General features: G+C 34.4%; 2 protein-coding genes. One reads left to right on the top strand and one right to left on the bottom strand.

Annotation, left to right across the window (positions count from 1 at the left end; genetic code table 11):
* On the top strand, positions 1–540 hold a 540-nt coding region (locus CEX73_RS01670; RefSeq protein ID WP_101626870.1), incomplete at its 5' end, for a 5-formyltetrahydrofolate cyclo-ligase.
* Between the two features lie 59 nt (positions 541–599).
* On the opposite strand, the gene rpiA is transcribed toward CEX73_RS01670, so the two are convergent.
* Positions 600–1,259: a ribose-5-phosphate isomerase RpiA gene (gene rpiA / locus CEX73_RS01665; protein WP_101626869.1), complete on the bottom strand. Its 660-nt coding sequence runs from the start codon at positions 1,257–1,259 to the stop codon at positions 600–602.
* Positions 1,260–1,345: the final 86 nt, after the last annotated feature.

Here is a 1,345-nt window from a genome sequence, read left to right as displayed (position 1 = left end):
ACCTTAACAACCTTGCAGCAAAACGAAGCTGCTCATATGGTCCTTGTCCGTGCTTTACAAGATTTACGTATTAGAGAAGCAGATAAATTAGCGCTTTTTATTTCTTTTGACGGGGAAATAAATTCCCGTCCATTTATTAAAATATTATGGAAAATAGGAAAACAAGTTTATTTACCAGTACTGCATCCTTTCACTACCGGACATCTACTTTTTTGTCAATATACTCCTACTACATCATTAGTAGTTAATCGTTTTAATCTCTACGAACCTAGGTTAGATATTACTACCTTATTATCGCTAGAAGAATTAGATATTCTATTTATTCCATTAGTAGCTTTTGATATCTATGGTAATAGACTAGGGATGGGTGGGGGGTTTTATGATCGTACTTTGCAACTCTGGCGCCAGAGAAAATGTTTTTTTCCGATAGGTTTAGCGCATGATTGCCAATATCAAAGTCAATTATTACCGATAAAAAAATGGGATGTGCGGTTACCAGAAATAATTACACCTTCTTGCTATTGGCGCTTTCGTCAGTAATAAACCAGTATTAGCTACTTGATTTACTAGTTATTTATTATATTTTACATTAAATACTTTTAAACAATAAGTTTGATACCTTGTTGACTACTAATTAAGGCTATATCTGCGCTCCTACGAGCAAACAGACCGACAGTAACGACACCTGGTATATTATTAATAATATTTTCTAAAGCAATAGCATCTACAATCTGTAAGTTATGTATGTCTAAAATAATATTTCCGTTATCAGTAATAACGCCTTGTCGGTATTTTGGAAAACCCCCAGTAAGGTTTACTAATTCCCGTGCCACCCAATTATAAGCCATAGGTATTACTTCAACAGGTAATGGAAAGTTACCTAATATCTCAACTTGTTTGCTCGTATCAGCAATACAAATAAATGTACGTGCTACTGCGGCAATAACCTTTTCTCTGGTTAGAGCTGCACCACCACCTTTAATCATTTGCATATGACTATTAATTTCGTCAGTACCATCAACATATATATCTAGCGAATCTACTTCATTTAAATCAAAAAGTAAGATGCCTAGATTTTTTAATCTTGCTGTAGATAGTTCAGAACTAGATACTGCACCTTGAATTTGATTCTTTATTGTAGCCAGAGCATCGATAAAGTGAGCCGTCGTAGAACCAGTACCTACTCCTACGATAGTGCCTAACTGGACATATTTTAGTGCGGCCCAGCCTACTGCTTTTTTAAGTTCATCCTGTGTCATAGTTTTTCTTCTATTTTCTATGATTTATTACACTCAATGAATTCAGAAATAAATTACTGATTTTTTTGATCACAATCAGGATAATG

It is taken from the genome of Candidatus Palibaumannia cicadellinicola (assembly GCF_002855795.1).
Lineage (GTDB): Bacteria > Pseudomonadota > Gammaproteobacteria > Enterobacterales > Enterobacteriaceae > Baumannia > Baumannia cicadellinicola_C.
The sequence above is the reverse complement of the archived record's forward strand: the minus strand, read 5'-3'. Positions and strand labels throughout refer to the sequence as shown.